This window comes from Paenibacillus marinisediminis, assembly GCF_054343325.1.
The window spans coordinates 81,311-103,886 of the sequence record NZ_JBTGUH010000006.1 but is presented as its reverse complement, the minus strand read 5'-3'; the positions used below and the strand labels follow the sequence as shown (position 1 = coordinate 103,886).

The 22,576-nt window shown below is 47.3% G+C and carries 19 protein-coding genes; 16 read left to right on the top strand and 3 right to left on the bottom strand.

Annotated elements, in window-relative coordinates; all coding sequences use genetic code 11:
- Positions 1 to 11 precede the first annotated feature (11 nt).
- On the top strand, positions 12 to 1,016 hold the full coding sequence (locus ACXX53_RS14785; RefSeq protein WP_458569428.1) for a hydroxyacid dehydrogenase: 1,005 nt from the start codon (positions 12 to 14) through the stop codon (positions 1,014 to 1,016).
- Between the two features lie 148 nt (positions 1,017 to 1,164).
- Positions 1,165 to 2,337: a GNAT family N-acetyltransferase gene (locus ACXX53_RS14780; RefSeq protein ID WP_458569427.1), complete on the top strand. Its 1,173-nt coding sequence runs from the start codon at positions 1,165 to 1,167 to the stop codon at positions 2,335 to 2,337.
- A gap of 229 nt (positions 2,338 to 2,566) precedes the next feature.
- Here the strand turns inward: ACXX53_RS14780 and ACXX53_RS14775 are convergent, their stop codons facing one another.
- Entirely contained in the window at positions 2,567 to 3,478 is a 912-nt protein-coding gene (locus tag ACXX53_RS14775) for a LysR family transcriptional regulator (RefSeq protein WP_458569426.1), read from the bottom strand.
- Positions 3,479 to 3,603: 125 nt separating this feature from the next.
- Between ACXX53_RS14775 and ACXX53_RS14770 the strand changes: the two genes are divergently transcribed.
- Both ACXX53_RS14770 and ACXX53_RS14765 read left to right on the top strand, forming a co-directional pair.
- Positions 3,604 to 4,671, top strand: a complete 1,068-nt coding sequence (locus tag ACXX53_RS14770; protein WP_458569425.1) for a branched-chain amino acid aminotransferase — start codon at positions 3,604 to 3,606, stop codon at positions 4,669 to 4,671.
- 152 nt (positions 4,672 to 4,823) lie between these two features.
- Entirely contained in the window at positions 4,824 to 5,111 is a 288-nt protein-coding gene (locus tag ACXX53_RS14765) for a DUF6509 family protein (protein ID WP_458569424.1), read from the top strand.
- Positions 5,112 to 5,633: 522 nt separating this feature from the next.
- On the opposite strand, the gene ACXX53_RS14760 is transcribed toward ACXX53_RS14765, so the two are convergent.
- Positions 5,634 to 6,170 carry a CueP family metal-binding protein gene (locus tag ACXX53_RS14760; protein ID WP_458569423.1) on the bottom strand — a complete coding sequence of 179 codons (537 nt, stop codon included), beginning with the start codon at positions 6,168 to 6,170 and terminating at the stop codon, positions 5,634 to 5,636.
- 226 nt (positions 6,171 to 6,396) lie between these two features.
- Between ACXX53_RS14760 and ACXX53_RS14755 the strand changes: the two genes are divergently transcribed.
- The 5 genes from ACXX53_RS14755 (at position 6,397) to ACXX53_RS14735 (ending at position 15,105) form a co-directional block, all read left to right on the top strand.
- The gene (locus ACXX53_RS14755) at positions 6,397 to 7,038 is read left to right on the top strand and encodes a TVP38/TMEM64 family protein (RefSeq protein WP_458569422.1); all 642 of its coding nucleotides are present in this window, start codon (positions 6,397 to 6,399) and stop codon (positions 7,036 to 7,038) included.
- A 176-nt stretch (positions 7,039 to 7,214) separates the two neighbouring features.
- Entirely contained in the window at positions 7,215 to 12,047 is a 4,833-nt protein-coding gene (locus tag ACXX53_RS14750) for an S-layer homology domain-containing protein (RefSeq protein ID WP_458569421.1), read from the top strand.
- Positions 12,048 to 12,201: 154 nt separating this feature from the next.
- Complete coding sequence (locus ACXX53_RS14745) at positions 12,202 to 12,939, top strand: MerR family transcriptional regulator (protein WP_458569420.1); 738 nt, start codon at positions 12,202 to 12,204, stop codon at positions 12,937 to 12,939.
- 172 nt (positions 12,940 to 13,111) lie between these two features.
- Positions 13,112 to 14,032, top strand: coding sequence for a DMT family transporter (locus ACXX53_RS14740; RefSeq protein ID WP_458569419.1), 921 nt, complete (start codon positions 13,112 to 13,114; stop codon positions 14,030 to 14,032).
- Between the two features lie 98 nt (positions 14,033 to 14,130).
- Positions 14,131 to 15,105, top strand: a complete 975-nt coding sequence (locus ACXX53_RS14735; RefSeq protein ID WP_458569418.1) for an aldo/keto reductase — start codon at positions 14,131 to 14,133, stop codon at positions 15,103 to 15,105.
- 88 nt (positions 15,106 to 15,193) lie between these two features.
- Here ACXX53_RS14735 and ACXX53_RS14730 read toward each other — a convergent pair whose 3' ends face one another.
- On the bottom strand, positions 15,194 to 16,477 hold the full coding sequence (locus ACXX53_RS14730; protein WP_458569417.1) for a histidine--tRNA ligase: 1,284 nt from the start codon (positions 16,475 to 16,477) through the stop codon (positions 15,194 to 15,196).
- Between the two features lie 279 nt (positions 16,478 to 16,756).
- Here ACXX53_RS14730 and ACXX53_RS14725 point away from each other — a divergent pair, with 279 nt between their 5' ends.
- The 7 genes from ACXX53_RS14725 to ACXX53_RS14695 all read left to right on the top strand — a co-directional run bounded on the left by ACXX53_RS14725 (position 16,757) and on the right by ACXX53_RS14695 (position 22,190).
- The gene (locus tag ACXX53_RS14725) at positions 16,757 to 17,245 is read left to right on the top strand and encodes a hypothetical protein (RefSeq protein WP_458569416.1); all 489 of its coding nucleotides are present in this window, start codon (positions 16,757 to 16,759) and stop codon (positions 17,243 to 17,245) included.
- Between the two features lie 28 nt (positions 17,246 to 17,273).
- Positions 17,274 to 17,414: a hypothetical protein gene (locus tag ACXX53_RS14720; RefSeq protein ID WP_458569415.1), complete on the top strand. Its 141-nt coding sequence runs from the start codon at positions 17,274 to 17,276 to the stop codon at positions 17,412 to 17,414.
- Positions 17,415 to 17,488: 74 nt separating this feature from the next.
- The gene (locus tag ACXX53_RS14715; protein ID WP_458569414.1) at positions 17,489 to 18,436 is read left to right on the top strand and encodes a ring-cleaving dioxygenase; all 948 of its coding nucleotides are present in this window, start codon (positions 17,489 to 17,491) and stop codon (positions 18,434 to 18,436) included.
- A complete protein-coding gene (locus tag ACXX53_RS14710) occupies positions 18,436 to 19,047 on the top strand; it encodes an alpha/beta hydrolase (RefSeq protein WP_458569613.1) in 612 nt (203 codons plus the stop codon). The genes ACXX53_RS14715 and ACXX53_RS14710 overlap by 1 nt, the downstream gene beginning before the upstream one ends.
- A gap of 463 nt (positions 19,048 to 19,510) precedes the next feature.
- A complete protein-coding gene (gene pyrH, locus ACXX53_RS14705; protein WP_458569413.1) occupies positions 19,511 to 20,263 on the top strand; it encodes a UMP kinase in 753 nt (250 codons plus the stop codon).
- Between the two features lie 172 nt (positions 20,264 to 20,435).
- Entirely contained in the window at positions 20,436 to 21,263 is an 828-nt protein-coding gene (locus ACXX53_RS14700; RefSeq protein ID WP_458569412.1) for a ZIP family metal transporter, read from the top strand.
- 243 nt (positions 21,264 to 21,506) lie between these two features.
- Positions 21,507 to 22,190, top strand: a complete 684-nt coding sequence (locus ACXX53_RS14695; protein ID WP_458569411.1) for an N-acetylmuramoyl-L-alanine amidase family protein — start codon at positions 21,507 to 21,509, stop codon at positions 22,188 to 22,190.
- Positions 22,191 to 22,576: the final 386 nt, after the last annotated feature.

Sequence of the window (22,576 nt, the reverse complement as noted above, 5' to 3'; positions counted from 1 at the left end):
GTGGCAATATCATGGCAAGCGTCAAGATTCTAGTGACGATACCGAAAGGTCATATCTTTAATACTTTTTTTAGTGATGAGTTAATGTGGAAGCTGGAGGAGATTGGCGAAGTTGTCTGGAATGAAGGCGGTGACCAGTTCACCAAGGAGCAGCTATGCGCCAATCTGAAGGATGTTGATATATGTGTGACCGGTTGGGGAACACCGATATTCGATGAAGAGGTACTCCGTCATGCGAACAAACTGCGTTTGGTCGCTCACACCGGGGGCTCTGTAAGGCCTTATGTAACGGATGAAGCGTATGGACAAGGCATTCGCGCCACAAGCGGCAACCTCGTGTTTGCGGAGTCGGTTGCGGAGAGCGTCATTGCTTACGCACTTGCTTCCTTGCGGGATATTCCTCGTTATTCAAGTGAGTTGAAGCAGGGAATCTGGCCTGATAACTTCAATAATAAAGGGCTGCTTGACAAGACGATCGGTATCGTAGGCTACGGTATGATATCCAAGTTCGTTATCGAGATGCTTAAACCGTTCCATGCCAATATTAAAGTATTCTCCAGACATATCGCCGAGGAGGAGCTTGTTAAACATAACATGCAGAAAGCGGATCTTCCCGAGATCTTCTCAACCTGCGATATCGTATCCATTCATAGCGGGAATACGAAAGAGAATTATCATCTCATTACCGAGGACTTGATGAATAGGATGCCGGACGGCTCTCTCCTTATTAACACAGCACGCGGTGCTATCATTGATGAAGAAGCCATGTGCAGAGTGCTGGAGAAAGGCAAGATCAAGGCTGTGCTTGACGTATTCGAAGTCGAGCCGCTGCCTCCAGGTCATAAGCTGATGGAGCTGGACAATGCCATCTTAATGCCTCATATGGGTGGACCTACCATCGATCGTCGCTTGATCGTGACTCGGACGCTCATTGAAGATATGAAGAGCTTCTTGAATGGCGAACCGATGAAGGGTGAGATTAGTCGCGCATATGCCAGCAAGATGTCAGTCAGTTAGCATCAGCGCATGAGTTGAACAACGAGTGATGGTAAGCTTCATATAGAATTGCAAACATTCATGAATAACACAGTAGTCTAGGAGAGGAGTTCCTTTTCCTTGGATTACTGTTCTTCTATATTTAAATCGTATGGATGGAGGTTTACACATGGAAATGTTCGTTAAGGGCTCCCGAGAGGATGCTCTGAATATAGTGGACTTTGCGGATTATATCTTCAGTGCTTCCTCAGGCCCGCATAACTTCGCGCAGTTGATTCCGAAGCTGTATGGGGATGGTCAGGATACACAGCAGTATCACTATCTGGTGAAAGAGGACGGCAAGATCAGAGCGATGGTCTGCGTGCTCCCCGTAACCTTTAACGTAGCAGGCATAGAGTTGAAAGCAGGCTGTGTGGGTACAGTGTCCGCCCATCCGCGTGCGCGGGGCAAGGGCTACATGAATAAGCTGCTCAACATGGCGCTGGACGACATGAAGGCACAGGGATATGCTATCAGCATGTTGGGGGGACAACGTCAGCGGTACGAATATTTCGGCTATGAACCAGCAGGAGTGAAGCTGGACTTCACGCTGACTGCCGATAATATTCGTCACAAGTACAGCGGGCTGGATGCCAGCGCGGTACAGTTCGAGCCATTGTCCGACGTGTCTCCATGGTTGGACGCGGCATACGCATTATATGAGCAGGGCATCGTCAGTGGAGCCAGAAGCAAGGAGCAGTTCGTGACGATCCTGCAGACTTGGAACTCAAGTCCATACGCCATCCTGCGCGACGGAGCATTCGCAGGGTATGTGGCCTTGTCGAAGACGGGCGGAGCTATCCAAGAGATTGAGCTGCTCGAGCAGTCGAGCCTGCCAGTGGTAAGTAAAGCGTTGGCAGCCAAGTTTGGGCTGAATTCGCTACATTTCACCCTGCCGGCTTATGATCGGGAGAAGCTCGCGATCTTGGGCGATGTGTCCGACATGTATTCGGTCGGTCATCATCAAAGCTATAATGTGATGAATTTTTCCGCTGTTATTGAAGCGTTTATGAAGTGCAAGGCGTCTTACACGACGCTGCAAGACGGCAAGTTCACGCTGCGCATAGAAGGCTGTGAAACGGTGGAAGTCATCGTGAACAGCAACCAGATCACCGTGAACCGCCACGAAGAGCATACTGCGGATATTACAGCGGATGTGAGCATGTCGAAGCGGGAAGCAATCGCATTCCTATTCTCTCCGCTCAGCACGTATTCCGAGTGGATGCCATCCGCTGTTCAGAGCCAATGCCCGCAGGGCTGGTTCCCGCTGCCGCTGTACGCGCCAGTACTGGATTGCTGTTAGGCAAGCACTGCAATATATATTTCTCACCACGGAACTCATGTACCCCACTATAACGGGGTACATGAGCCGTTACTCTCCAGGTGTTATTCCTTCTAATCCATTTTCACATACCCATACATAAGAACGAAAAATACTTTACCTCCATCTTCATATTAGGCGTAAAATAGAAATATAGGACAAAAATGAAAATTACTTAGACACTGTTGGATGCTGTTTGGCTTTCTAGGGATCAACTTGTTGTTGGTGTGCAATGGCTCGAAAACGTATCGATAAAATGTTGAGCGCTCTTGGAGAGATATCGATCCTTCAGCCAAACAATGCCTACCTCGGATTCAAAGTCGGTGTTGGTTATATCGTACATCTTAATATTCGACAGCGAGAAGGAGGACATCACGGACTTCGGCAGAATCGTCACGCCTATGCCTGCTGCTACAAAGGCTAAGATGATCGCTACGCTTGAGCATTCGCACAGAACTGGGGGCTCGAAGCCATGCTTCTTGAACTCACTCATCACCTTTTCGTGCATCCACTTGGTTAGATCGGTCTTCAAGGATAGGAAAGGATACTGCGCCAGTTCATGAATGCTCATCGATTGCTGGTCGGGGATCGAATTCCACTGACTTGGAAGCAGAGCGACGAAAGGATCAGACGGCAGTCTAACAATTGAATAACGCTCTGGATTAACTGTGGCTTCGAATGGAAGTCGAGTGATGATGAATTCGATCTTGCGCCGCTCCATCTGCTCGCTAAGAAGAAAGTGGTCGCCTTCTTGTATCTTGTACGTAACTTGAGGGTACTTCTCTTGGAACTGTTTAATGGCTTGCGGCAGGAGAGAAATGCAGGAAACGACCGATCCTATAGCCAGAACGCCATGAATGCCCTCATCCAGCTCTTTGACTTCTTTGATAGTTTCGTTAAACTGTAATAAGAGGGCTTCAGCCCTTTGACGCAATAATTCACCAGCGTGTGTGAGCTTAAGCCGTTTGCCGCTTCGATCGAACAAGCTTACACCCAGCTCTTGCTCCATCAGCTTTAGCTGGCGGCTTAGTGGAGGCTGTTCCATATTTAATAGCTTGGCCGCGCTTGTAACTTGTCCTTCATCAGCAACCGTGAGAAAATAACGGAGTTGTCGCATATCCATCCGATATGTTCACCTCAATAATACCTTAGATATATGTTTAGAATATAAAACAGATATTTTAAATATATTAAGGGATTTGCTATTATTCAATTAATAAATTTACAGGTAAAGGAAAGGTGTTCAAGATGACGCAGCAAATTACAGTTGAGCTTTCGACAAACAAGAAGCAGAAGCCGGATTCTGAGAAGCTCGGTTTCGGTAAGTACTACACTGACCATATGTTTATTATGGATTATGATGCTGGTGAAGGTTGGCATCATCCACGAATCGTACCTTATCAACCGATATCGGTTGACCCTGCGGCTAAGATCTTCCACTATGGTCAGAGTGTATTTGAAGGGTTGAAGGCTTATCGGACAGAGGATGGACGTGTCTTGTTGTTCCGTCCGCAGCAGAATTTCAAGCGTCTTAATCTTTCCAACAACCGCCTAAGCATTCCTCAGCTGGATGAGAAGCTGGTATTGGATGGGTTGAAGCAGCTGGTTGAGGTTGATCAAGAGTGGATTCCGTCTGCTGCAGGCACATCACTCTATATTCGTCCGTTCATCGTGGCGACTGAGCCCGCGCTTGGCGTAGCACCTTCCCGCCAGTACAAGTTCATGATCATTCTGTCGCCGGTAGGATCCTACTATGCTGAAGGCATTAATCCCGTCTCGATTCATGTTGAGTCGGAATATGTTCGCGCAGTTAAGGGCGGCGTCGGCAGTGCGAAGACAGCAGGCAACTATGCTGCAGGTTTGAAGGCGCAGGAGGAAGCTTCGGAGAAGGGCTATTCTCAGGTGCTCTGGCTGGACGGCGTTCACCGCAAATATATTGAAGAAGTAGGCAGCATGAACGTGTTCTTCAAGATTGGCGGCAAGGTAATCACGCCTGAGCTGAACGGAAGCATCCTGGCAGGTATTACGAGAGATTCGGTTATCCAATTGCTGAAGCATTGGAATATCCCTGTTGAAGAGCGTAGAATATCGATTGATGAGCTGGTTGAAGCGCAGCATAACGGTACGCTCGAAGAAGCGTTCGGCACGGGGACGGCGGCTGTGATCTCGCCGGTTGGCGAGCTGTACTACCATGACGAGAAGCTTGTCATTGGCGGAGGCTCGACGGGCGAGGTGTCCAAGAAGCTGTATGATGCGGTGACGGGTATCCAGAGCGGCAAGGTCGAAGATTCATTTGGCTGGACGGTTCAAGTATAATCGATCATATCGATCGTTATAGCAAATTCTATGTATGGAGCTGGCTCCTTTCGCGCAGTTGCAGTGAGAGGGGCTGGCTTTTCATTTTATAAGATAGGGCTTGAGTGGTTAAGGTGTATAATAGTACGTAATGTGACGGAAGGGATGAGAACATGCTGAACATTAAAGAATACAGCGTTGAACCTATAAGAGATCCATTCGGAATCTTATCCGGTGAGCGCTATGAGTTTGTACTTGATCTGGATGTACCAGAGGAAGATGAGTTGTACTCGGAGAACGGCGTATTTATTAGAGCGATCTTCATGGTGGATGGTGAAGTGTCGCGCATCGCGAAGTACGATTTCTATGAGGGATCGACGAATGAGTATCTTGATTTCGATATGGAGCCGGAAGAGGAAGAGGCTGTAGCTGCATTCTGCAAGGAGCATTTGCCGGAATAGAGGGCTTAGCTTGGCTGGCTGACGAAGTCGCTGCTTTGCTGCTCTGTGCGGCAGGGTGGCGGCTATTTTTTGATATGTGAATTAATTGACTTGTAGCCTGTGCGAGTATGGGTGATCGTGCATCGGAAAATGAATGAAAATTCCCTTTAGCTCGCCTTCCGAGCTGCGCCAACTCGTAGTCATGCTCCTGTAAGACGGTAATTACCCGTTATCGTGTCTCACGGCATGGATTCTCGCTCTGTAACTGGCAAAATCCCCGTTAGCGCACCTTCCGAGCCGCACCAACTCGTAGTCATGCTTCTGTAAGACGGTAATTCCCCGTTATCGTGTCTCACGACATGAATACTCGCTCTGTAACTGGCTAAATCCCCGTTAACTCATTTACCAGGCCGCGCCGACTCGAAAAGGGCACGAGCTTGTGGTGCTTGTCGTGTGCAGCGTAAATAAGAAGATAGCCCATACTCCTGAGAAGTGTAGTATGGGCTTGGTCATGTCATGCTGGACGTATGCTGTTGTGAATGGTTATGCAAGCTGCATCGTCGTGATGCATGTATTATCCTGTTCAAATGTTGAAATTTCTGACTCCGACGTTTTTCCATCATGGGTGATCTTTACTTTGAGTTCTTTATCGCGCGGGATCCATAGGTCAATAAATCCATTGGGTTGCGATTGGATCGTTTGATCTAGTACCACATTTCCGTCAGCGTCTTCAATGTACACATCGAATTGTTCGTTCGCCATTTCACCACGGCAAGAGACCAAGTTGTGGATCGCACAAGGGTGCGTTTCATTTACGTATGGAGCGATAGAAACGAAAAATTCATCATCAGGCAAAGCATAGGTCGTTTCTTTTGGATCTTGTTGAACTACCTTGAGTTCCTTGGATGTAATAGAAGCCGTTTTGGCTGTGCTATTGCCTGAGCTGAAGTCCTGTACCATCTGCTTAATGTCACTTGACGCGACTTTGCTCGTTCCTTCTTGTCCAACAGATGCTGTAAACAAATAAGCCCCAAGCGCAACGACAACAACCCCAGTAACTCCAATGATTAGCTTTTTCATCAATTATCCCTGCCTTGTTGAATAATAGTTGATTCAATTCGTTTTCGATAATCTTCCAGCTAGTCGAATAATAGCATGCAATCCTATAAATTTTAAGTATATAATCTCACATATTATATTAACAGTAATTGTATGCTGTTGCGGTATCATGATACACCTGTTCACTAAGAGATTAGACGCTTCATGTTATGGTAATATGGATGTATACTTTTGCGGGGGACGGTATATGTTCAAGAAAATAAGCCTAGCAATCTTCTATATAGGTGTCGCCTATCTTATATACATATATGGGGATGTCATCTTATCCTGGGTTCGGGAATCAGACCATGTAGGCATCGTGATCGCTATCGCGACGTTGCTGGCGTTATTTCCGATCGTTCCCTATCCTCTAGTTGGCGGAGTGATCGGGGCTGCATACGGTCCTGCGTTAGGTGCTTTCATCATCTGGTCGGGTTCAGCGGCTGCTTCGCTCTTAATTTTCCTATTGGTTCGCTATGGGTATCAAGAATGGGGCGACAAGATTCTGCACAGTCACAAGAGCATAGACAAAGTAACGGTATTGTTCGAAAAAAATGCGTTCGTGACGATCCTGTTCTCCCGACTCCTTCCATTCATTCCTTCAATTATGATTAACACGTATTCCGCATTAAGCCGTGTTTCCTTTACGTCATACGCCATTGCTTCTTTGATCGGCAAAGCTCCGTTGATGCTGCTGTTTGCTGTGGTCGGCGACAATCTGATGACCAACCCGCGAAATAGTATGATCACGATCGGTACTTATGCTGTATTTCTTGCTGTGACGTTAGGCCTGCATCAGCTCTGGAAACGCAGTCAGGCGTCAAACAAGGATAAGCTGGAGACGATATAGCTCTGTGGGAGCAAATATGGAGCTTCGAATATAGCATTCTATAATCGTATAGTCCCACAAAAAGAAAGATATGGTAGATAAGCGTCGCATTTCAAGGTATGATGTATAGTATATATGGGTAATTTTGCATATCCAATAAATACATCGAGTGAGGTGCTAGGAGATCCATGGGCAGAATGGAATGGAAGCGCTTTAAGAGAATGATAAGTATGGTCCTTGTTGGGGTGCTAATAGGCTCATTATTAGGGCCGGTAGGAGCAGTGCGGGCTGAAGAGCAGATTGAACTGTCAGAGCTGATCCAGCAGCAGGAGCAGGATCAAGCAATTGAGCAAGTAGAGCCTCAGGTTCAGGCTGAGGCGGGTACGAACAGTAAGTCGCAGGGGCCGGCTAGCATAGATCTGGGGGCGTTGGAGGGGTACACTGCTGGTGGAACACAGTTTGCTATCTATGATCAACAATCTGTTATCGCTCCGCAATACAGAGACGGAACGGATCTAAGCTCGGTCGTTGTAGATACCTATGGCACATACGATGTGCTTCGGCAGACGATGTACAGTCAACAGTCTGATCCCTATGGAAATGTTGTATTTCTTGATGTCAAAGAGCTCAAAGGTTGGGAACTGGCTAATCTTACAGAGTGGAAGACTGAGGATCAATCAAACTTCAAGCTTACCTTAGCAGACGAAGTGCGCAATCAAGGCGGGGATGTATACTATCAATACTTAGACAAGTCAGGACAAGCCAAATACATCATGAATACTCAATATTATAACAATAATTCAGTTTCAGCCGTACTTACGCCGCTACCTGAATTGAAAGCTACCTGGATTAAGCAGCTTGATGGGCCGCTGTTCTTATCAGAACAGATAAATATGAAGGGTAATCCGATAATCGACTTTTCAAAGGGTAGAGCCAATGCTGTAAAATTGAAAATTAATGATAAGACGTCAATCCAAATAGCATCGAATGAGGTGTACAGGCACTCGAACAGTAATACAGATAGTATGTCGTTATTCGTCAGCGATCATAATCGTCCGACTAATAATGAGATCTTAGTTACTAAAGGCTCATATCATGTCGTGCTTAATGATCAAACAATAGGCGCTGGTAATAAGAGCTACTTTGCTAAGTGGGAGTCTAGGGGATTCCATATCCAGAATGACATGCATTTTGAGAAAATAGTGCCTGACAAACTCCAAGTGCAAACCACACTTAACTTAGGCACCCCATATTCCTTTATTAAACCAGATATAACTTATGGGTCGTTCAATTTAACCTATTTTGAACATTCAGGCGACGGCTCTCCTTTCAAGGTAGAACTGATCCAGAAGGGTAAAGTGGTTCACTCTTGGAATAGTGGTTTCTTACCACTGATTCAGTTAGATGTTAATGCCTATCTGGAGAGCGGAGACTATACCTTAAAGTATACGTTTAACTATCCTGGTGCTGAGCCGATATCAACGGAGTACAGCTTCACCAGCACTCATCCGGATAAAGTTCTTAATGGCTACCTCATCACTGCAGAGGACCGCGCAGGGAATAAGCTGTCTAACGGCGAGGTTGCCATTTACCAGAATACTTCCAACTATGATTACGATGATTATGAGCCTTCATACAGACTCCTATATCGGACAACAATTGACAATGGAGAAGCATTTATTCCTAATGCTTACCTTATGAACGGGCAGACATATATCGTTAAGGTCAGCGGTACGGATGCAGATAAGACGCCAATCCTATATATCAAGAAAATGATAGTCCAAAAAGACTCGGATATGCACTTTGACAGTGAACAACTTCGACAGATTCAGATAGAGGTCGATGCTGCACTTCAAGTCAACTGGTCATCGTATGTTGATATAACCTTTATATCTGATGACGTGTATCTGCCGTTGAAGGAAGGCAAAAGCAACATCTTGCTGGCAACCAACATTCCCGTAAAGGTTGCAGCTACAGGGGTCGATAAGTTAAACGCTGAAGGGTACGCACTATATAAGCGAATTGAGCCAAATTATGAAGGCACGATCAAGCTGCATCAAGACAACGCTGTTATTACTTTGCCACAGGTATGGAAGCCGGATCAACCCAAATTCAGTATACATAGATATCCCCCTTACTATGAAGCAGAGAGTCTTCATGTAATACAGCAGAAGGAAAAGCTGATGACCAGCTGGTCTCTTAAGAAGAATGGCTATATTTATCAGTTCGAACAGTATATTACCCCTGATACAGCTACTATCGAGCTTCCATTCGATAAGAGTTTTATAGGGAATGCTGTTACTGTTATTGAAGGTTTTGCATTCATTACTTATGAGAATAGTCAGTCCAATCTGAGGCTTCATGATATCGCTCATGAGGCTGGGACCACTACAACGCAATACACATATCAGTTGTATGAACTAGAGGGTAAACCAATCGGACAGCCTATCGTAACGAATCAACTCGATGAATTCCCATTGCCGGATGGTCTACAACCAGGTAAATATAGACTGAAGCTGCTGAGTACGAATCTGCCAGCAGGTGTCGTTGATCTCGTGATGGATACTGATTTCCTTGTCAGTCGGTTGGTACATGAAAAGACTAAAATCGACAAAAAGCTCCCGATCGAATTGCCAAAGCAGATAACGGATTCTTATATGATGCCAGTACAAGCCCACTTGACAGAGTGGGAAGAAGTAAGTGAAGGTCAATATCGAGATGGCGATCGATATTATCTTATTCCTGCGGAGGGACAACTCTGGATATCTGCGCTTATTAATCCCAAAGGAACCTATGTACTAAGTTTGTTGGCTAATGACTTGGATTCAGAAGCTTATGTCCGGCAATTGATCCTATCCGGAGAGGAACTGCTTCAGCTGGACAAGATTCCTCTATCTGAGCATCAGGGCAATATTCAGGTAGTGGATGATGCCCCTACTGGAACAGGCCGAATATCTATTACGACATTTGATACACACTCAATGCTTCATGGGCAAGAGTATTTTGTAAATCGATTTGATCCGAACAAAAGCCTTACCATATACGGGGATGTCGGAAGTGTACTTCTCCAAAATAGGAATATAAATTCTGAGGGGGAGGCTATCTATCTTAGCCAGAAGATAGATGGGGCGACCGGAGATGTAAGTGTTAGTATGAAGGATTGGGTCGCAGCGGCTGTGCCTATCACGATTAATGCGTCTGTGGCTTCATCACCCTATGTATCACGAGTCGAGTTTAAAAATGCTGATCAAGTACAACCGCTTTTTGATAGCAATTTATATCAAGTTGCTAATCAATCCATTAATAAAATCCTAGTAACACCAGGTCAATATGATATCTACATGGAAACTTTCGATCTAAAGGCCAACGAAACTCCGTGGATTCAGACTTGGAAGAAAGAAGATGTTGAAGTTAAAGCTCCAATGTCTTTGATTAATACGGCTAGGTTAGATAAGAAGAAACTGTCGAATGTTTCGTACAAATCATATGGTAATGTCGCTACCATTACAGGAGATGTACAATTAAATAGCGGAGATTGGAGCTTGGTTAGAGTAATCGCGGCACAAGAGCATCAAATGTTTACGATCAACAGCAACCAAGTACAGCGCCCGTATGATGGCCAATTCACAAACGGCAAGGTAGTTGGACCGACAGTATACGTAAAGAATGAGGCAGGAACGACGCTGAGAGCGACAACTACGAATGACGGTTTAAATTTAAAATCATATCAACATAGCATCGATCCCTTGGAGCCTGGAAATTATAAATTGGAATGGAATCTCCCAATTGGACCTCTGGAATCCATCGTACTTATTGAGTCGTTTAGAGTTACGAAGGAGGGAGAATCAGGTGGCGGTGAGAACCCAGAAACACCTGGTGGAGGTGGTGGCGGATTCGGAATACCGAACATCCCTTCCAATGCCACTACGCAGAAGGTTGATGCGGATGCCATGAAACAGAGCGCTGACGGTACACTGTCAGTGGATGTTTCTGGCGCTGGCATAACGGAAGTGGTGCTGTCAAAGGACGCTGTGAAGAAAGCAGCGGACAAGGGCTTTACGCTTAATGCCGCATTCGGTTCTGTAAAGCTGGATGCAGCGATGCTTGCTGAATGGCAAGCCGTAGATAAAGACGGAGAGCTTATCCTTCGCTTCACATACCCAGCTGCAAGCGATGCACAGAACGCAGCGTTGGCATATGGCAAGAAGCAGTATGCAGATGTGACAGCAGCAAGTGTGTTGGTCGGCATCCATCTGATCAATAAGCCGGCTAAAGGCGAAGAACATAAGATTGAGAAGTTCAAGGCAGGCATCACACTTTCGATGAAGCTGCCTGAAACGGCAGACCCGCGTCTGACCAGCTGGTACGCATGGAAAGAGGATGGCAGTCTGTCGTATATCGGCGGTCAAGTGAAGGACGGCAGCCTGACTGCCAAAGTGTATGAGGCAGGCACTTATGCGGCATACACCTACCTGAAGAAGTACGATGATATCCAAGCGAATCACTGGGCGGCGGATGTCATCGCAGAATTGTCTGCGAAGCGTCTCATTAACGGTGTCAGCGAGCAGCGCTTCGAGCCTGCAAGAGACATCACTCGCGCCGAGTTCGTATCGCTGCTCGTTCGCCTGCTAGGGCTGACAAGCGTTGAAGGCGGCGGATTTACGGATGTGGACGCATCCGCGTGGTATGCGGACAGCGTGAACGCAGCAGTAGCAAGCGGACTCGTGCAAGGCGTGTCCAGCGACAAGTTCGAGCCGAACCGCGCAGTATCCCGCGCGGAGATGGCTGTTATGCTCACGCGTGTCGCTAAGATGCTGGAAGGCACCGAGGCGAAGCTAAGCGGCGGGGAATCTCATGCGTTCGCAGATCAAGCATCGATTCCTGCGTGGGCACAGAGTGCTGTTCAGGATGCGGCAGCACTCGGCTTGATGAAGGGCAGAAACGGCGGCGTGTTCGCACCGTTATCCTCCGCAACTCGCGCTGAGGCAGCGCAGGTGATCTACCATCTGATGCAATTGCAAGGCAAGTAATAGCCATAGCGCATAGTCAAGAGACGCATTCGGACCTATCGAATGCGTCTTTTTGTTATAGCACACCAAATGGCTCCAACATTTTTCAAAACGATGTATTGACTCTCACGTTACGTGATACTTTATAGTAAATGTTGAAGGGAGGCTGGATCACATGAAAGTGAAGGAAGTAGCTGACTTAGTGGGAATCAGTGTGCGCACACTGCACCATTATGATGAGATTGGGTTGTTAGTTCCGGAAGAGACAACGGAATCAGGCTACCGCCTCTACTCCGATGATAATCTCGAGCTGCTGCAGCAGATTTTATTTTTTCGAGAGCTAGGATTCCCTTTGAAGAAGATTAAGCAGATTGTCAGCAGTCCCACGTTCGATCGACAGGAGGCGCTTCTGTTGCATCGGGAGATGCTGCTGGATAAGCGTCGCCATTTGGATCAGATGATCACGACGATTGATAAGACGATTCAACATGTGAAAGGAGAAATTCAGATGTCTAATAAAGAAAAATTCGAAGGCTTTGACTTCAGCCACAATCCATACGAACAAGAAGCGCGTGAACGCTGGGGGGATCAAGCGGTTGACGAATCGAATGCCAAGATTGGCAAGATGTCCAAGAGTGAACAGAGCGAGTTCACTGCCGCCTTCAATGAGCTGTATACGAAGCTCGCAGCTCTGCGCCACGGTGCGCCTGAAGCGGAAGCTTCACAAGCAGTGATCAAAGAATGGTACGACCTCTTGAACAAGATGGGCAACTATTCACTCGATGCGTTTAAGGGATTGGGTCAGATGTACGTCGCTGACGAGCGCTTTACGAAAAATATCGATCAGTTCGGAGAAGGCCTAGCCCAGTTCATGTGCGATGCAATGGCTGTGTACGCAGATAACAACCGATAATAGCGAATAAGTTGGAATGTAAGAGAGGGCTGTTTACAGCCCTTTTTTACTGTGAATGAGGAAAAGCCAATATTAGTTCACGTACTGCCTTACGTTAGAGTGATGGATAGAGTATGATAGTAAGGATTAGGAATATTATTCCTCGTCCATATGTATCACGGAGGCAAGTCATATGAAGAACAAGACCCTATACTATGTCATCGCTCTGCTCGTCATCATCGTATGGAGTACGACCTATGTATCTACCAAAGTGCTGCTTCAAAGCTTAAGCCCTGTTGAGATTATGTTCTATCGCTATTTGATAGCCTATGCGGCTCTGTTCGTGGTCTATCCTAAGTTTCATAAGCTGGGTGGCTTCAGAGAGGAGCTTCTCTTTATCGGAGCAGGTGTATTTGGAGGAACCTTATATTTCTTATCAGAGAATTATGCCTTAAAATATACGACTGCTTCCAACGTAGGCTTGCTTGTCGCTACCGCACCGATGCTGACGGCCATCATGGCTCACTTCTTTACTAGAAGCGAGAAGCTCAATAAAGGCTTGGTCTTCGGATTTATCGTTGCGATGCTCGGTGTGTTTCTCGTCATCTTCAACGGTCATTTCGTGCTGAAGCTCAATCCTCTTGGAGACATGCTGGCTATTGCAGGCGCTGCTTCATGGGCGATGTACTCCGTATTAATTAAGAGAATTGGCACTCGATATAACGGCATCTACATTACACGCAAAATATTTTTCTATTCCATCGTGACGATGCTGCCTGCGGTGTTCGTTACGGACTTCCGGTGGGATCTTACTGTTCTATATGACGGCAGGATTCTCGCTAACCTGTTGTTCCTAAGTATCATAGCCTCTTCGGCCTGCTTCTTGCTGTGGAACAAGGTGATATGGAAGATTGGCGCAGTGAACGCGAACAATTTCATATACTTAGTGCCGCTCATCACGATGCTGACCTCTGCTATGATCCTGGAAGAGACGATCACAGTTTATGCCTTGTTGGGAGGCCTCCTGATCGTAGCGGGAGTATTCATCTCGGATCAAACAAGTCGTATGAACAAACGAGCACCCGAGGCGACATTTACACAGGTATACAAGTAAAGTACACTGTTTATCATATAGCCGCAGCTAACATATGGCTGACATTAACTGTAGTGAGATATCCTATTTACATAAACTTTGCAGGGGAGTTGTTGCATGTGAATTATCGCCGTCTTGGGAGCAGCGGATTGGAAGTATCCGCATTAGGACTGGGTACCAATGCATTCGGTAAACGAGCGGATCAAGAAACCTCAATCCAGATCATTCATCATGCTATCGAACATGGGATCAACTTCATCGATACAGCGAATATCTACGCCGGAACCGAATCGGAGCGGATCATTGGCGAGGCGCTGGCGGGTAAACGCCATCAAGTCGTATTGGCCACGAAGGCTGGTTTGCCTACAGGGAAGGGTCCTAACGAGCGCGGTTCTTCACGCTATCATCTGCAGCAAGAGCTGGAGCAGAGCTTGAAGCGGTTAAAGACCGACTATGTCGACCTGTACCAGATCCATACCTTTGATCCCTACACACCACTTGAGGAGACGCTTCGAGCTCTAGAAGATATGGTGACTTCGGGAAAAGTAAGATACATAGGCGCATCCAATTATGCGGCTTGGGAGTTTATGAAGGCGCTTGGCATCAGTGATCGGCATGGCTGGAATCGATACGTATCCTCACAGACCTGCTATTCACTCGCGGATCGAACACCGGAGCGGGAATTGATTCCGATGTGTCTGGATCAGGGCGTCAGCATTATTCCGTATTTTCCGTTGGCAGGCGGCATATTGAGCGGTAAATATCTTGAGATTGGCAGTGCCCCAACAGGATCTAGAGCGGAAACAGATCCGAACTTCAATCGATTCATTAATGATAAAACGATATCACTCGGTCAACAGGTGAATAAGCTGGCGGAGGACAATGGCTGCACCTCCAGTGCACTGTCATTGGCATGGCTCATGCATCAGCCTGTCGTGTCTTCAGTCATTGTGGGCGCGACTCGTGTGGATCAGCTAGAGGCTAATCTGAAGAGCGTATCCGTTCAGATTGGTTCCGACCTCATGCGTGAACTTGAGACGATCAGCGAACCTTTCCGACAGGGAGAGCCGTTTGCGGTGTACCGGTTATCTTAGGGAAGCGGGCATTCTCGATTGAAAATGAGCTCCTGGTGGCGGGCGAGTACTCATTACCTACTGCCAAGAGCTCTAATTTGTTCGGAGCTTAAATTTCACACTTCGATATGAAATGGATAGCCTCATCTACGGTAACGGTGTACGAGGTATTCTGAGACATGTCCTTTACCTGTATCATATCTTGAGCAGCTTCATCTTCGCCTATTAAAATGACAAATGGTATTCCCTTCGCGGATACGGAGGCAAGCGACTTCTTCAGCTTGCGGCCGCTCGTGTCGCAGGAGACGCGAATCTCGTTCTTGCGAAGCTGAGCGGCAGTGTTCAACACGCTAGGAAGTGTGTTTCCGATAGGGATGATGACCACTGCGGCTTGAGCCGTCTCGATCTGGCGCCCTTCAAGCATTTCCATGATCGACTCCATCCCGAAGGACAGCCCCACAGTCGGATATTGGATATCTTCTCGCCCAACCAATTGGCCGATGATGGCATCGTACCGTCCGCCGCCGCCCAAGCTCGAAGTAAAGTTGTTGGCAGCATCGAATATTTCATAGACCGTGCCTGTGTAGAAGGACAATCCCCGAGATAAGAAGGGGTCGAATATACAGACTTGTTCCAGTCCAATGTCTTGAATCAGCTCCATAAGCGCAGTGACCTCTAGAGTGCCGGGTTTATTTTGCAGACCATATTTCTCACATATCCGTTCAAATGTTGGGTTATCCATCTGAATCAGCTCCATCACAGTGTTCGTGACGGCATCTTCCAGACCTTTAGCGCGCAATTCCGCTATGACGCCGCTGCTCCCGATCTTCGCGATCTTATCGAGTGTCAGCATCACGGATAATAGATCTTGCTTGAGAACGCCTATACGCTCTAACACTTCACCAAGAAATCGCCGATTGTTCCACTTCAGCACAATGGCTATGTCCAACTTGCGAAAGGCTTCTACGGCAAGCTGCATCAGCTCGGCTTCAGCTTCGGGGCCTGCAATTCCAACTACATCTACATCACACTGTAAAAATTCCCGCAGCCGTCCGCGCTTGACAGGGCCATCACGAAACACCTTGCCGATCTCATATCTTCTAAATGGCAATTCAATTCCCGGATTCAAAGCGATAACTTTCGCAAAGGGAATCGTCAGATCATACCGAAGCCCAAGGCTCCGATTGCCTTGATCGCTGAATTGGTACATCTCCTTCACAATCTCGTCGCCGCCTGTGTATTTGGAGGTCAGCAGGTCCAGTTCATTTAAGATCGTGGAGTCCATCTCGTCGTAATCATACAGCTCAAACATGTTCCGAAGCACAGACTGCACTTGCTTGCGCAGCGCCTGTTCTTTACCGAAGTAATCGTAGGTTCCTTTTACATTTTGCATGTCAGTTCATTCCTCTCTAATATAGTCGGGGTAAAATAAAAAACGCGCAGGACCTCTTGGTCCTGCGCGCCTTGTATGCTGCAGGGAGGCCAACGCGAATAGCGTCAGCCCACCCTGAATCGTTCAGGTGTGCTAACGCCGCTTGTGATGATGAAGTTGGGACATGATTATATTGCTGGTGTACATATCGTACGCCCCCTTCAGCTAATTGGATTGATTATAGCCAAAATAAAGTAAATGTGCAAATCATATTTTAGATCGGATAGATAGGGGGATAACATGAAACGAACTTATACTTCAGGCTATACCAAACAGGAATGTATATCTTTTATTAAAGAGAATGTAGACTTTGTCTCGCTCCAATATGGCATAGAGCATGTAAAGGGATGGACCCGATTCAGCTTATTCAGCCTATCATATCGAAACGGCGAGATCAGAAGGAATAACCCGATCTTTAACAAGGCAGTAGGGAGAATTAAGACGAAGCAAGGCAAGACGATCGTTTCCTTTCGCACGTACAAGGGGCTAACGGACATATTTTCGGTATTAGGCTTATTTGCAAGCTCAGTGGTTATCGTCACATTGGCAAGCTTGTCCTCCTCTGGAATCCCTCTTCATTTCATTCTATTAATGGCTCTGATCTGTACACTGCTTGGAGCGTCCATCACATGGATATGGTCATCGCTCAGCACAGAAGGAATAGAAGGGGAGCAGGAGTTAATCGCTTATATGGAACGAGCTCTAAAGCTGGGATCAGCGGACAACTGATGTCGATATTCAGCGAGTTGTGTTGATGATGAGAGCTGAATCAGATATGCCGATTACACCAGCAGAGACTGTATCTCTGCAGCATACGATATGCCTGCAGCCGCAGCTGCATGATCATTATGCCTATTCATCTAGAAGGCCTTCTAGCTTGACAAAAAGACTGATTTAAAGTATCTTGAAATCAAGATATATAAAACAAAGAATTTAACATTTATTAAACGTATCATCCAAGGAGTGAAAAGCATGCTTAAACCAACGGCAGGTATTCACCATATCACAGCTTTTGTACGCGACGCGCAGGCGAATGTTGATTTTTATGCAGGTGTGCTTGGACTAAGATTGGTAAAAAAGACGATTAACTTTGATGCTCCTGAGGTGTATCACTTGTATTTTGGCGATGAACTGGGGAGTCCAGGGACGATCATTACGTTCTTTCCATGGGCTGATTCCCGAAAAGGTCGCGTGGGCGGTGGGCAGGTTGGAATTACGACGTATGCTGTGCCCCTAGGCGCGCTTGATTTCTGGCAGGAACGGCTGGCTAAGTTCCATGTTCCAGTCGTAAGAAGCGAGAGATTCTCCGAAACGGTTCTGCGATTCGAGGATGTGGATGGTCTGCAGCTTGAGCTCGTGGAGCGTGAAGAAGGAGCGTTTAGCGATTGGTCATATGGCGGCGTTCCGGCGGATAAGGCTATTAAAGGATTTGGTGGAGCTGTACTCTATAGCCTGGCTCCAGAACAGACTGAACGTGCGTTGGCACAAGTACTGGGCCTTGAGAAGATTGCCGAGGAAAATGGTTACGCGCGGTTCAAAGCTTCGGGGGACTTAGGCAATATCATCGATGTCAACTTATCACCAGCAGCGAGAGGAATTAGCGGTGCAGGTACTGTGCACCATATTGCCTGGCGCGCTAAGAATGATGAAGAGCATGCGTTATGGAGAGAGCATGTAGAGAACAGCGGATTGTATCCAACGCCTGTAGCGGATCGACAATATTTTAATGCGATCTATTTCCGTGAAGCGGGTGGCATCTTGTTTGAGATCGCGACAGACCCGCCGGGCTTTGCCCGCGACGAGTCACCAGAAGCGCTCGGTCAAGAGCTGAAGCTGCCAGCGTGGTATGAGGAATACCGACCACAGATTATAGCGAATTTACCGCCGATTGAAGTGCGGGTATTGGAGGAAGATAAATGATGAAGCATGTATTTCAGAAAGGAACGGACCCGCTTGCTCCGACTCTCGTACTATTCCATGGCACGGGCGGCAATGAATACGACTTACTGCCATTAGCGAAAGAGATCTCGCCAACGTCTGCCGTGCTGAGTGTTAGAGGCAATGTGCTGGAGCAGGGGATGCCGAGATTCTTTCGCCGCTTAGCGGAGGGTGTGTTCGACGAGGAAGATCTCGTATTTCGCACGAAAGAGCTGAATGAATTTTTGGATCAGGTAGCGATGGATTACCAATTGGATCGCAGTAACTTTGTCGCCGTGGGCTACTCCAACGGCGCGAATATCGCGGGAAGCCTCCTGTTCCATCATCCAGGCTCGCTGAAGGGTGCTATACTCCATCATCCGATGGTGCCGCGTCGCGGTGTGACGCTTCCTGATCTAACCGGCACACCATGCTTTATCGGCGCCGGCGTCAATGATCCGATCTGTTCGGCTCAAGAAACAGAGGAGCTGGCTGCGCTGCTCACAGGAGCAGGCGCTGCTGTTCAGATCCACTGGGAACGAGCTGGACACCAGCTCACATTCACCGAAGTAACCGCAGCGGCAGCTTGGTATGGGCAGTATTTCGCTAAATAAGAGATGTGGCCAGGATCTAACTCGCTCAGTGGCTCAGTCGCTTAGTTGCTCGAACGGAAACAGGAGACGCTATTTTGTAATAATGAGACTTTTTTGGAGTTTAGCGGACACAGAATCCGTTATTTGCTGTAAAATGATCGATTTTGTGCTAATTCCGGTCAAATAACGGCTCTACGGTCCGCGAGTACGGCAAACTGGCGGTTTAAGTCACAAATAACGTCCCGTGTGTCCGCTTCCGGCGGTATGGATGGGCAATCCAAGATATAAATGATGAAATTGCCGTGGAGTATTGTATTTTCAACCTAATATGAATACAATAAATGGGATTCATACAAATGGAGGGAGTGAGAATATGAGATTGAAGCGTAAGAAGTGCACGCAGGCTATCTTATATTTGCATTCCATTGAAACACTAAAGCGATTGTAGCTTTAGTGTTTTTTATTTAATCTGGAGGTGCGAGAATTGACAAGGTATAAGCGAGTGCTCATCAAGCTGAGCGGCGGCGCGGTAGCAGGCGCAAATGACTTCGGCTTCGAGCCGGATAAACTGGATCACATCGCTAACGAGATTATGTCTGTGGTCAACATGGGAGTGGAAGTTTGTCTCGTCATCGGGGGAGGGAACATATTTCGCGGCAATATGGCAGAGAGCTGGGGCATTGAACGAGCAGAGGCCGATAACATTGGCACGCTTGCCACAGTCATTAACAGCTTAATGCTGCGCGGTGTTCTAAAGGCGAAGACGAATAAGGAAGTCCGAGTGATGACCGCTATACCGATCAGTTCCGTAGCTGAACCTTATATTCGTTTGAAGGCTATTCACCATCTAGAGAAAGGTTATATTGTTATATTTGCAGGAGGAAATGGGCAGCCATACGTAACGACGGATTACCCTTCCGTGCAGCGAGCGATTGAAGTGAACTGCGATGCGCTGCTAGTTGCGAAGCAGGGGGTGGACGGAGTGCTTAATGCCGATCCGAAGTATAATCAGGATGCTGTGAAGTATAGGTCGCTGCACTATAATGATGTCATCCGATGTAATTTGAAGGTGATGGATCAGTCCGCATTTATACTAGCCAGGGATTATAACTTGCCGATTCACGTATTCAATTTCGATAAGCCAGGTTCCATGAAAGAGATATGCAATGGGAAAAATAACGGTACGATCATATGCAGTGACTCCGTGCTGGAGCTTGAGAACAAGCTAGGGAGCTGAGAGGTAGGAAAAGAGCATCTCGCCATGTGCGCGGAGCAGCCAATCTATGCATTTCAAGTAAGTACATGACTTCACAATAAAGAATTGACAATTCCAATGATCGGCATATAGTCTAAATTAAGGGCTACTACTACTAGAAGGGCATCTGCCCGAAATATAAGAGGTTATGTCGATGGAGTGGTTAGATGTACAGAATCCGATTCTACTTGCCTTGATTGCCACTTTGGGGACTTGGGGTCTCACTGCGCTTGGAGCGTCGCTGGTGTTCTTCTTTAAAGAGATTAACCAGAAGGTGCTCAACACGATGCTCGGTTTTGCGGCAGGAGTCATGATCGCCGCGAGCTTCTGGTCGCTGCTAGCTCCAGCCATCGAGATGGCTGAAGGCAGAACGTTACCAGCTTGGCTCATCGCAGCAATCGGTTTTCTAAGCGGCGCGGCATTCTTATGGTTGGCCGATAAGCTGATTCCACATATGCACTTGAACGCTGGGCATGGGGAGAGCGAAGGGGTTCCTACGAGATTGCGGCGGAGTATTCTGCTCGTACTCTCTATTACACTGCACAACATTCCGGAGGGGCTCGCAGTTGGTGTCGCCTTCGGCGCAGCGGCGAATGATCTGAATGGTGGCACGATCACGGCAGCTCTAGCTGTAGCAATCGGTATCGGAATTCAGAATTTTCCGGAAGGGGCCGCCGTCTCGATTCCATTGAGACGTGAAGGCCTATCGAGAATGAAGAGCTTTATGTATGGGCAAGCATCTGGTATCGTAGAGCCGATCGCAGGTGTTATCGGTGCTGCGCTCGTTATCTATGTGCAGGACATACTGCCTTATGCACTGGCCTTTGCGGCAGGCGCGATGATCTTTGTCGTGGTGGAAGAGTTGATTCCCGAAGCGCAGTCCAGCAATCGCGATGGGAAGAATTCCAGCGCTGACTTGGCTACGATCGGCTGTATTCTTGGATTCACCGTAATGATGGTGCTTGATGTCGCGTTGGGATAAGAACACAGGTTCATTTTCATAAAAAGTCATTGGAGTAGTTATTACTTTGATGGCTTTTTTGCATACATGGCTCGGGTGATAACGAAAAAAGCCGCCTGCAAGCTGGGAATAGCCTGCCACAACTCTACAAATAATGATTTTACTATGAAGATCACTGGAGACATGCGCTATAAATCTGCACGCCATTGTATACTAGGAACATAATGGAAAGGTGGTTGTCCTGATCACCAAAAGGGAGAAGCTATGAAGAAAAGAAGGAAGAAACGTAATCGTGTTAAGAGAGTGATGATCCTTCTGTGTTCTCTATTTCTGATCGGTTATATGGTCTTGCAGATCAAGGATTATCTAGTGGCGATGGCTGGCGCATCTGATTCTAAGTACACGATCGTAATTGATGCTGGACATGGAGGAGAAGACCCCGGAGCAGAGGGGGTAAGCGGCAAATATGAAAAGGAATATACGCTCGCGCTTGCGGAAGAAGTTTATCGATTGCTGAAGAAGGAAGCGATGTTTGAACCACATATGACGCGGAGTGACGATACATTTATCGAATTAGAGGATCGGGCGGCTTATGCGAATCGCCTAAATGCTGATGTGCTGATCTCGATTCACGGCAATACCTTCGAGGACTCCAGTGTACATGGAATGGAGACGTATTACTATGCGGATGATAGTGTGCTATTGGCATATACGATACACCAAAGACTAGTCAAAAGTGTAGACTTCAATGATCGCGATGTGCGGAAAAAAGATTGGAGAGTACTGACCCATAGCCAAGTACCGGCCGTGCTGGTTGAAGTGGGGTATCTCACCAACGGGAGCGAGGAAGCCAACATGTTTAACAAGACGTGGCAGAATCGCACGGCAGAAGCTATCGTCACCGGATTAAAAGAGTACTTCACAACGAACGAATCCAAGCTGCGCTGATTTTTCGGGTTAGCGCGAGCGCGGTCCCCCCTTGGTCTCGCCGTATCATGCCTGTAAGCGGGAATTACCCCGTTACGGTGCTCGAAGTAGCGCCCCGCACACGCGGTAACGGGTAAAAGGCCCGTTACCGCGTACGCGACCTCCCCTGAGTCGCCCCGTTCTACGCCTGTAAGCGGGAACTACCCCGTTACGGCGCCTCGAGGTGCGAGCTGCACACGCTGTAACGGGTAAAAACCCCGTTACAGCGAGCGAGCCCCCACGCCGCACGCCCCCCCTCACCAGACGCCGACCCTTTTCCACCCACAAAGTATACAAAATGTATCAATTGTGCATTTATGACCGCAACTATTTGTATATAAGTTACGTCATTTACAATGAATGGTAAA

Bases quoted from the DNA above. Each gene is read 5' to 3' on its own strand.
- ACXX53_RS14785 (WP_458569428.1), top strand. From the start codon at position 12: ATGGCAAGCGTCAAGATTCTAGTGACGATACCGAAAGGTCATATCTTT.
- ACXX53_RS14780 (WP_458569427.1), top strand. From the start codon at position 1,165: ATGGAAATGTTCGTTAAGGGCTCCCGAGAGGATGCTCTGAATATAGTG.
- ACXX53_RS14775 (WP_458569426.1), bottom strand. From the start codon at position 3,478: ATGGATATGCGACAACTCCGTTATTTTCTCACGGTTGCTGATGAAGGA.
- ACXX53_RS14770 (WP_458569425.1), top strand. From the start codon at position 3,604: ATGACGCAGCAAATTACAGTTGAGCTTTCGACAAACAAGAAGCAGAAG.
- ACXX53_RS14765 (WP_458569424.1), top strand. From the start codon at position 4,824: ATGCTGAACATTAAAGAATACAGCGTTGAACCTATAAGAGATCCATTC.
- ACXX53_RS14760 (WP_458569423.1), bottom strand. From the start codon at position 6,170: ATGAAAAAGCTAATCATTGGAGTTACTGGGGTTGTTGTCGTTGCGCTT.
- ACXX53_RS14755 (WP_458569422.1), top strand. From the start codon at position 6,397: ATGTTCAAGAAAATAAGCCTAGCAATCTTCTATATAGGTGTCGCCTAT.
- ACXX53_RS14750 (WP_458569421.1), top strand. From the start codon at position 7,215: ATGGAATGGAAGCGCTTTAAGAGAATGATAAGTATGGTCCTTGTTGGG.
- ACXX53_RS14745 (WP_458569420.1), top strand. From the start codon at position 12,202: ATGAAAGTGAAGGAAGTAGCTGACTTAGTGGGAATCAGTGTGCGCACA.
- ACXX53_RS14740 (WP_458569419.1), top strand. From the start codon at position 13,112: ATGAAGAACAAGACCCTATACTATGTCATCGCTCTGCTCGTCATCATC.
- ACXX53_RS14730 (WP_458569417.1), bottom strand. From the start codon at position 16,477: ATGCAAAATGTAAAAGGAACCTACGATTACTTCGGTAAAGAACAGGCG.
- ACXX53_RS14725 (WP_458569416.1), top strand. From the start codon at position 16,757: ATGAAACGAACTTATACTTCAGGCTATACCAAACAGGAATGTATATCT.
- ACXX53_RS14720 (WP_458569415.1), top strand. From the start codon at position 17,274: ATGAGAGCTGAATCAGATATGCCGATTACACCAGCAGAGACTGTATCT.
- ACXX53_RS14715 (WP_458569414.1), top strand. From the start codon at position 17,489: ATGCTTAAACCAACGGCAGGTATTCACCATATCACAGCTTTTGTACGC.
- ACXX53_RS14710 (WP_458569613.1), top strand. From the start codon at position 18,436: ATGAAGCATGTATTTCAGAAAGGAACGGACCCGCTTGCTCCGACTCTC.
- ACXX53_RS14700 (WP_458569412.1), top strand. From the start codon at position 20,436: ATGGAGTGGTTAGATGTACAGAATCCGATTCTACTTGCCTTGATTGCC.
- ACXX53_RS14695 (WP_458569411.1), top strand. From the start codon at position 21,507: ATGAAGAAAAGAAGGAAGAAACGTAATCGTGTTAAGAGAGTGATGATC.